The sequence below is a fragment of the Micromonospora echinofusca genome (genome assembly GCF_017614955.1).
GTDB classification, from domain to species: Bacteria; Actinomycetota; Actinomycetes; order Mycobacteriales; family Micromonosporaceae; genus Micromonospora; species Micromonospora echinofusca_A.
This window is the reverse complement of sequence record NZ_WVUH01000317.1, coordinates 1-8,274: the sequence shown is the minus strand read 5'-3', so window position 1 is coordinate 8,274 and position 8,274 is coordinate 1. Positions and strand designations below refer to the sequence as shown.

General features: G+C 70.5%; 8 protein-coding genes. 1 reads left to right on the top strand and 7 read right to left on the bottom strand.

Going from position 1 to position 8,274, the window contains the following annotated elements; all coding sequences use genetic code 11:
- Nucleotides 1-121: 121 nt before the first annotated feature.
- From GSF22_RS26890 to GSF22_RS26860, 7 genes are all read right to left on the bottom strand, one after another.
- Nucleotides 122-1,126: a LacI family DNA-binding transcriptional regulator gene (locus GSF22_RS26890; protein WP_208816531.1), complete on the bottom strand. Its 1,005-nt coding sequence runs from the start codon at nucleotides 1,124-1,126 to the stop codon at nucleotides 122-124.
- A 17-nt stretch (nucleotides 1,127-1,143) separates the two neighbouring features.
- Nucleotides 1,144-2,526, bottom strand: a complete 1,383-nt coding sequence (locus GSF22_RS26885; protein WP_208816530.1) for a GH1 family beta-glucosidase — start codon at nucleotides 2,524-2,526, stop codon at nucleotides 1,144-1,146.
- A complete protein-coding gene (locus GSF22_RS26880) occupies nucleotides 2,523-3,362 on the bottom strand; it encodes a carbohydrate ABC transporter permease (protein WP_208816529.1) in 840 nt (279 codons plus the stop codon). Before GSF22_RS26880 ends, GSF22_RS26885 begins: the two co-directional genes overlap by 4 nt.
- A 1-nt stretch (nucleotide 3,363) precedes the next feature.
- Nucleotides 3,364-4,344 carry a carbohydrate ABC transporter permease gene (locus GSF22_RS26875; protein ID WP_208816528.1) on the bottom strand — a complete coding sequence of 327 codons (981 nt, stop codon included), beginning with the start codon at nucleotides 4,342-4,344 and terminating at the stop codon, nucleotides 3,364-3,366.
- Between the two features lie 20 nt (nucleotides 4,345-4,364).
- Nucleotides 4,365-5,675, bottom strand: coding sequence for an ABC transporter substrate-binding protein (locus GSF22_RS26870; RefSeq protein ID WP_208816527.1), 1,311 nt, complete (start codon nucleotides 5,673-5,675; stop codon nucleotides 4,365-4,367).
- A gap of 129 nt (nucleotides 5,676-5,804) precedes the next feature.
- A complete protein-coding gene (locus GSF22_RS26865) occupies nucleotides 5,805-6,422 on the bottom strand; it encodes a GNAT family N-acetyltransferase (RefSeq protein WP_208816526.1) in 618 nt (205 codons plus the stop codon).
- A gap of 106 nt (nucleotides 6,423-6,528) precedes the next feature.
- On the bottom strand, nucleotides 6,529-7,284 hold the full coding sequence (locus tag GSF22_RS26860) for a maleylpyruvate isomerase family mycothiol-dependent enzyme (RefSeq protein WP_208816525.1): 756 nt from the start codon (nucleotides 7,282-7,284) through the stop codon (nucleotides 6,529-6,531).
- Nucleotides 7,285-7,351: 67 nt separating this feature from the next.
- Here GSF22_RS26860 and GSF22_RS26855 point away from each other — a divergent pair.
- Nucleotides 7,352-8,274 (top strand): UDP-N-acetylmuramate dehydrogenase (locus GSF22_RS26855; protein WP_208816524.1); only part of this gene is annotated, 923 nt, incomplete at its 3' end.

Here is an 8,274-nt window from a genome sequence, read left to right as displayed (position 1 = left end):
GCCCCGGCCCTGGTGCCCCGGCGCCCCGGTGTCGGTGCCCTGGCGCCGGTGCCGGTCGACCGGCTGACGCCGGGCCCCGCACAGCCCCGGCCGGCGCCCGACCGGCGCGTGCAGATCCGGATCAGGCGGATTCGCGGATCACCAGTTCGGTCGGGAGGATGACGGTCTGCTCGAAGGGCTGACCGGTGGCCATCCGGAGCAGCAACCGGGTCATCTCCCGGCCGATCTCCTTGATCGGCTGGCGGACGGTGGTCAGCGGCGGGTCGGTGTAGGCGGCCATCTCGATGTCGTCGAAGCCGATGACCGCCACGTCGTCCGGCACCCGTCGACCGGCTTCGCGCAGCGTACGCAGCGCGCCGTGGGCCATCAGGTCGGAGGCGGCGAAGACCGCGTCCAGGTCGGGGTGCCGGTCGAGGAGCTGCCGCATGGCCGCCGCCCCGGACTCCCGGGTGAAGTCGCCGACCGCGACCAGCGGCGGATGCCCGGCGGCGGCCAGGGTGTCCCGGTAACCGGCGAGCCGTTCGATACCGGCCACCATGTCCTGCGGGCCGGCGATGGTGGCGATCCGCTGCCGACCGGCGTCGAGCAGGTACGCCACCGCCCGGCTCACCCCGCCCAGGTGGTCGACGTCGACGTAGGGGACGGAGTCGTCGAGGGGCCGCCCGCTGCACACCGCCGGGATGCCGGCCCGGGCCAGGGTGCCGGGCAGCGGATCGGCGCCGTGCAGCGAGGCGAAGAGCACCCCGTCGACGTGCCGGCCCAGGGTGTACCGCTCGACCCGGTCGTGGCCGGCCGCCGACCCGGCCAGCATCAGCACGAGCTGCTTGTCGGCGGCCTCCAACTCCTGACTGACGCCCTGGATGATGCCGGGGAAGACCTGGTCGTCGGAGAAGACCCGGGTGGCCGCCTCCGGCATGATCAGGGCGATCGAGTCGGTCCGCTGGGTGACCAGGGTGCGGGCGGCCAGGTTGGGCACGTACCCCAGCTCGGCCACCGCCCGGCGGACCGCCTCCTGGATCTCCTCGGCGACCGTGGTGGAGCCGTTCACCACGCGGGAGACGGTGGCACGGGAGACCCCGGCCCGCCGGGCCACCGCCTCCAGCGTCGGCCGCTGCGCGGTCGTCATGCCACCCCCCACCATCGTCACAGCCCGTTCCGGGCAATCACCTCCTGATACCAGCGGGCGCTCGCCTTGGGCGTCCGCCGCTGGGTCAGGTAGTCGACATGGATGATTCCGAAGCGCTTACGGTACCCTTCCGCCCACTCGAAGTTGTCCAGCAGTGACCATACGAGATAACCGCGCAGGTCCACCCCCCGGGCGAGCGCGGTGTGCGCGGCGCGGAGGTGCCCGTCGAGGTAGGCGATCCGGTCCGGGTCCCGTACCTCGCCGTCGTCCACGGACGGGTCGTAGCGCGGCCGGTCCGCGAAGGCCGCACCGTTCTCGGTGATCATCAGCGGTACGCCCGGGTAGTCCCGGCCGAGCCGCTCCAGCAGGCGGGTCAGTCCGTCCGCCTCGATCAGCCAGCCCATGTCGGTGACCGGACCGGTGGCCGGGAGGAAGTGCACCCGCCCCTCGGTGCCCGGGTACTTGTCGTCACCCGCCGCCCCGGGCCGCCAGGCGACGTAGGTGGGCGAGTAGTAGTTGATCCCGAGCAGCTCGATCGGCGCGGCGATGGTCTTCTCGTCCTCGTCACGGATGAAGGTCGCCGGGTCGACGTACCGGGCGACGTGCGCCAGCATGTCGTCCGGGTAGCCGCCCTTCAACAGCGGATCCAGGAAGATGCGGTTGTGCATCCCGTCCACCAGACGGACCGCCTCGGCGTCGTCGGCGCTGGTCGGGTCGGCCGGCTGCACGTCGGTCGGGTTGAGCGTGATGCCGACGACCTGCACGCCGGCCGCGCGCAGCGCCCCGGCCGCCAGGCCGTGGCCGAGCAGCAGGTGGTGGATGGCGGTGAAGGCCGCCGCCGGGTCCTGCTGGCCGGGGGCGTGCACCCCGTTGCCGTACCCCAGGTAGGACGAGCACCACGGCTCGTTGAGGGTGGTCCAGGTGCGGACCCGGTCACCGAGCCGGGTGTGGACCGCCGCGGCGTACTCGGCGAAGTGCTCGGCGGTCTCCCGGTTGAGCCAGCCGCCCCGGTCCTGGAGCGTCTGCGGCAGGTCCCAGTGGTAGAGGGTGACGATCGGGTCGATGCCCCGGGCGATCAGCGTGTCCACCAGGCGGTCGTAGAAGTCCAGGCCGCGCGGGTTGACCGGGCCGGTGCCGTCCGGCTGGATCCGGGGCCAGGCGACCGAGAACCGGTACGCCTGGAGCCCCAGCTCCGCCATCAGTGCCACGTCGTCGGAGTACCGGTGGTAGTGATCGCAGGCGACGTCGCCGGTGTGCCCGGCGTACACCTTGCCCGGGGTGCGGCAGAAGGTGTCCCAGATGGACGCGCCGCGCCCGTCCTCCTGGGCGGCGCCCTCGATCTGGAAGGCGGCGGTGGCCGCGCCCCAGACGAAGTTCTCGGGGAAACGGATCTCGTTCAAGCCTTGACCGCACCTTCCATGATGCCGCCGATGATCTGGCGGCCGAAGAGGATGAACACGAGCAGCAGCGGCAGGGTGGCGATCGCCGTGCCGGTGAACACCTGCGACATGTCCGTGTAGTAGCCGTCGGAGAGGGCCCGCAGCGAGAGCTGCACGGTCGGGTTCTCCGGGTCGTTGAGCACCGCGTACGGCCACAGGAAGTCGTTCCAGGTGGTCATGAAGGTCAGCAACCCGAGTACCGCTGCCGCCGGCCGCAGTGCCGGCAGCACCACGTTCCAGTAGATGCGGGCGGTGTTGCAGCCGTCCATCCGGGCCGCCTCGATCAGTTCGTTGCTGACCGCCTGGCTGGCGTACTGGCGCATCATGAACACCCCGAACCCGGTGACCAGGGCCGGCACGATGACCGCCGGCAGCCGGTCGTTCCAGTTCAGCTTCGTCATGAGCATGTACAGCGGGATCACGCCGAGCTGGGTGGGGACCATCATGGTCGCGACGATCACCACCAGCAGCGCGTTGCGGCCCCGGAAGCGCAGTTTGGCGAAGGCGAACCCGGCGAGGGTGGAGAAGAAGACCACCGACGTGGTGACCGAGACGGCGACGATCGCCGAGTTGATCAGGCCGGTGAGGAAGTACGCGTCGGTGTTGCCGAACAGCTTCGCCACGTTGGCGCCGAAGTTCCCGCCCGGGGTGACCGGGGGCGGGAGCTGGCCCATCGCGTCGCTGGACCGGGTGGCGACGACGAACATCCAGTAGATCGGGAAGATCGACATGATGCCGGTGACGATCAACGCGAAGTAGGTCAGGCGGCTCGCCGCGAAGAGTCTGCTGCTGGCCATCTCAGTCCTCCCCCGTCACGCTGCCGCCGAGCTTGCGGATCAGCAGGACGTTGATCAGCGCCACGATCGCGATGAGGGCGAAGAGCAACCAGGCGACCGCCGAGCCGTACCCGAAGTTGAAGTGCGGGGCGAAGGCGTTCTCGAACATGTACATCGTCATCGTCTGCGACTCCCGCAGGGGTCCGCCCCGGATCGGGTTGGTGCCCGCGTGGAACATCCGGGGCTCGGTGAAGAGCTGGAGTCCACCGATGGTGGAGATGATCACCGCGAAGATGATCGTCGGCTTCAGCAGCGGAACCGTGATCGACCAGAACTGCCGGGCCGACCGGGCCCCGTCGATGGCCGCCGACTCGTACAGGTCACGCGGGATGGCCTGCATGGCGGCCAGGAAGATCAGTGCGTTGTACCCGGTCCACCGCCAGTCGACCATCGTGGCGATGGCCGCCCAGGAGGCGTACCGGTTGGTCTTCCAGCCGATCGGGTCCAGCCCGACCAGGTCGAGCATCCAGTTGAACATGCCGAACTGCTGGCCGAAGAGCGCGCTGAACACGATCGCCACGGCGGCGGTGGAGGTGATGTTGGGGATCAGCACCGCCATCCGGAACGTGGTCCGGGCCCGCAGCTGCCGGTTGAGCAGGTTGGCCAGCCAGAGGGCGAGCAGCATCTGCGGGACCGTGGAGAGGACGAAGATGCCCAACGTGTTGACGACCGAGTGCCAGAAGTCGGTGTCGCCCATCAAGGCGGTGTAGTTCGCCAGACCGACGAACTCGTGGTCGACGGCGAGCAGGTCCCAGTCGTGCAGGGAGACCCAGAAGGTGTACACCAGCGGGTAGAGCCCGAAGATCCCGAACAGGACGAAGAACGGGGCGACGTACAGGTACGGCGAGTACTTCATGTCGAACCGGCTGAACCGGACCCGGGGGGCCCGGGCTTGCGCCCGGGCCTCTACGGTCGGCGGCCGCGCGTCCAGGTGGACGGTCATGGCGGCGTTCCTCTCCAGGGTTACTTGGCAGCGGCCTTCTTGGCGTTGGCGACCGCGTCCTGCCAGCCCTGCTCGGCGTTACGCTGACCCAGTTCCACGGTCCGGACGGCGTTCTCCACCTCGGTCCGGACGGCCTGGTTCTTCGGGCCCATGTAGACCGGCTTCAGGGTCTTGGCGCCCTCGGCGAAGATCTGACCGACCGGGGCGTCGGAGAAGTACGCGTTCTTCGAGCTGGTGATGGCCGGGTCGGCGAGTGCCTGCGGCGACGAGGGCAGCGGGCCCTTGGCCTGGAACGCGCCGATGTGTCCCTGCGGGCTGGTCAGGAACTTGGCCAGCTTGACGGCCTCCTCCTGGTGCTTGCTCTGCTTCGGCACGGCGAGGAACGAGCCGCCCCAGTTGCCGCCGTTGCCGGGGACCCGGGCGATGTCCCACTTGCCCTTGGCGTCCGGGCCGGCGTTGCCCTCGATCACCCCGGTCATCCAGGCCGGGCAGGCGATGGTGGCGAACTTGGCCTGCTTGAAGGCGGAGACCCACTCCTCGGACCAGGCGCCGAACTTGCCGGAGAGCCCGGAGTCGACGATGTCCATGGTGATGTCGTACGCCTCCTTCACCGCCGGGTTGCTGTCCACCACGAGGTTGTTCTGCGTGTCGTAGTAGTGGTAGCCCGGTCCGCTGCCGGCGGTCTGGAGCACGATGGTGTTGAAGGTGTTGGTGGCGGCGTCGAGGAACGAGGCGCCGGTGTTGGCGGCCTTGAACTTCTCACCGGTGGCGATGTACTCGGCCCAGGTCGGCCAGAGCTTCGACACGGCCTCCCGGTCGGTGGGCAGCCCGGCCTTGGCGAAGAGGTCGGTGCGGTAGCACATCGCCATGCCGCCGACGTCGGTACCGAGACCGATCAGCTGCTTGCCGTCGGCGGTGAGCGCCTGGTTCCACTTCCACTCCAGGAAGTTGCCCTTGAGGTCGGCGGCACCGTGGTCGAGCAGGTTGACGAAGTTCTGCGGGTTGGCCTTGTACTCGACGAGCACGCCCTCCTCGATGGCGACCACGTCACCTGCGCCCTTGCCGGCGGCGAGCCACTGGGTCAGCTTGGGCGAGTACTCGTCGAGGTTGCTGCCGGTACCCCGCTCGACGATCTTCACGTTGGGGTTGGCGGCCATGTATTCCTGGTAGAGCTTTTCGTATCCGAACTGTCCGAAGACGTCAACGGTGAGCGTGATCGGCCCGTCGGCCTGCTGCGAATCGTCGCTGCCGCCGCACGCGCTGCTGGCGACGAGCACGCCGGCCAGGGCGACGGCCACGGCCGCGAACCGTCGACGCGGAATGACACCCATGTCAGGGTCCCCCTAGGGTTGGTGGTGGGGTGCGCTGGAGCGCTCTGAGAGAGCGCTCTCACGACAGGGTGCTGCCCCTCCGGCGGGATGTCAAGAGAGCGCTCTCTACTGTCGGTGGATCGGTACCGGTCAGCCGGTCCGGGTACCGTCCGGCAGGACCCACCTGACCTCGCCGTCCTGCCGGTGGTCGGTGGGGACGAGGCCGGCGGCGGTGGCGACCGAGGCCGACGCCCGGTGGTCGGGGTGGACGTGCGCGACGATCCGGCCGACCCCCTGCTGCCGGAGCCAGTCGACCAGCCCCCGGGCCGCCTCGGTGGCGATGCCCTGCCGCTGCCAGGCGGTCCCCACCACCCAGGCGATCTCCGCGACCGCGTCGGGCGCAGCGCGGGACACCGTCGCCTGGACCGTGCCGACCAGCCGGCCCGGGCCAGCTGGCCGGTCTGTGCCGGTCGGTCGGTCGGTCCCGCTCGGCCGGTCTGTGCCGGTCGTTCGGACCGGGTCGGTCAGGTGGTCTCGCCCGGTCAGTTGCAGCGCCCAGTTCAGCCAGTCGACCTGCGGGTCCGGCGAGCCCGCGACCAGCCGCCGGTAGCGGGAGCGCAGCTCGTCCGGGCGGGCCGGGACGCCGCCGATGAAGGTGTGCAGCTCCGGGTCGGCCAGCACCCCGGCCAACTCGGCGGCGTGCGCCACCGCCAGGGGGAGCAGCACGAGCCGGTCGGTGGTGACGGGTTCTGCCACGACGGGACGCATCCCGTCATTCTGGCCCGCCCGAGCAGTTTGCCGCCTGCCCGGTCAGTTTGCGGCCCGTCCGGTCAGTCTGCGGCCCGTCCGGTCAGCCGGTCCGCAGCCCGTCCGGTCAGCCGGTCCGCAGCCCGTCCAGCAGCGTGCGGTCGCCGGTGACCTCCAGCATCTCGAAACCGATCCGGCCGTACAGCGCCAGTAGCAGGTCGCTGGCGGTGCCGGTGACGTGCGCCCGGGCATGGTGGTCGTCGCTGTCCAGGATCGTGTCGGTGTCCAGCAGGGCCACCCCGGCACCGCGCAGCCGGAGGTACCACTCCTGGCCGGCGTCCGCCGCCACCAACTGGATCACCCCGTGCCACTGCCCGGAGTGCTGCCGCCGCCCCGCCGGCAGCCAGGTGTCCAGCACCTCGCTGACCCCGTCGGCGGCGAGCTTCGCCTCGATCGGCTCACCGGCGGCGATGGCGAGCTGCGCGTCCCACCGGTGGACCGCGGTCTCGATCGCCATCCGGCGCGGCCAGAAGGCGGCCTTCTTCGGTTGCGGCGCCCAGTTCCAGGCCGGCGACTCCGGGTCGAGCCCGTCGAGCAGCACCATGAACTGGTCGTACTCCTGCTGGAAGTGCTGCACCGGGCTCACCCCGGGGGGCGTCTCCCCGCTCGGACCGGCCGGCGGGTTGGTCGTGCCCGAACCGACGAACGAACGGACCCAGGCGTACCCCCGGGCCAGGTGGTGGGCGAGATCGCTGACCGTCCAGCCGGGGCAGGACAGGACCGGTGTCTGCGGCGGCGCCTCGGCCACCGCCGAGGCGAAGGCCGGCCCCTCGACCCGCAGCGCCCCGAGCCAGAAGTCCTTGCTGCCGTGCAGTCTGCTCATCGTGATCCTTCCAGGCGACCGGCGTACCAGTGGGCGGCGCGGCTGCATCTCAGCCTAGGGTGAAGGCGTGTCAGACGTTAGTGCCCAGCGGACGGCCCTCACCGAACCTGCCGACGCCAGATTTCTGGCCAGATACACCACGCTGCGTCTGGGTGGAGTGGCGGGGCGGCTGGCCGTGGCGACGACTGCCGAAGAAATCGTACAGAACGTACGAGAAGCGGAGGGTCGCGCCGAACAGGTACTGATCCTCGCGGGTGGGAGCAACGTGGTGATCGGGGACATCGGTTTCCCGGGCACCGTCGTGCTGGTCCGCTCCCGTGGGTACCGCGTCGTCGCCGAGGACGCGGACACGGTGACCATCCGGGTCGAGGCCGGTGAGCCGTGGGACGACCTCGTCGCGACCACCGTCGGCAACGGCTGGTCCGGGCTTGAGTGCCTCTCCGGCATCCCCGGCTCGGCCGGTGCCACGCCCATCCAGAACGTCGGCGCGTACGGGCAGGAGGTCGCCGAGACGGTGACCGCCGTGCAGGTGTACGACCGGCACCACGGCACGGTCGACGAGATCGGCGGCGCCGACTGCGGCTTCGCGTACCGCTCCAGCATCTTCCGGTTCAGCGACCGCTGGGTGGTCCTGGCGGTGGACTTCCGGCTGACCCGCTCGCCGCTGTCCGGGCCGGTCCGGTACGCCGAACTGGCCCGCGCCCTCGGCGTGGAGGTGGGGGAGCGCGTGCCGCTGGACCGGGCCCGGGCCGCCGTGCTGACCCTGCGCGCCGGCAAGGGCATGGTGCTCGACGCCGACGACCCGGACACCTGGTCGGTCGGCTCGTTCTTCACCAACCCCATCCTCGACCAGGCCGGGTACGACCTGCTCCGGGAACGGGCCGCCGACCTGGGCGAACCGCCGGCCTGGCCGGGTACCGGGGGAGTGGTGAAGGTCAGCGCCGCCTGGCTGATCGACCGGGCCGGCTTCGGTCGGGGCTACCGGGGGGC

Excerpts from the sequence above, each read along its gene's own strand:
- GSF22_RS26890 (WP_208816531.1), bottom strand. The coding sequence starts at position 1,126 with ATGACGACCGCGCAGCGGCCGACGCTGGAGGCGGTGGCCCGGCGGGCC.
- GSF22_RS26880 (WP_208816529.1), bottom strand. The coding sequence starts at position 3,362 with ATGGCCAGCAGCAGACTCTTCGCGGCGAGCCGCCTGACCTACTTCGCG.
- GSF22_RS26875 (WP_208816528.1), bottom strand. The coding sequence starts at position 4,344 with ATGACCGTCCACCTGGACGCGCGGCCGCCGACCGTAGAGGCCCGGGCG.
- GSF22_RS26870 (WP_208816527.1), bottom strand. The coding sequence starts at position 5,675 with ATGGGTGTCATTCCGCGTCGACGGTTCGCGGCCGTGGCCGTCGCCCTG.
- GSF22_RS26865 (WP_208816526.1), bottom strand. The coding sequence starts at position 6,422 with ATGCGTCCCGTCGTGGCAGAACCCGTCACCACCGACCGGCTCGTGCTG.
- GSF22_RS26860 (WP_208816525.1), bottom strand. The coding sequence starts at position 7,284 with ATGAGCAGACTGCACGGCAGCAAGGACTTCTGGCTCGGGGCGCTGCGG.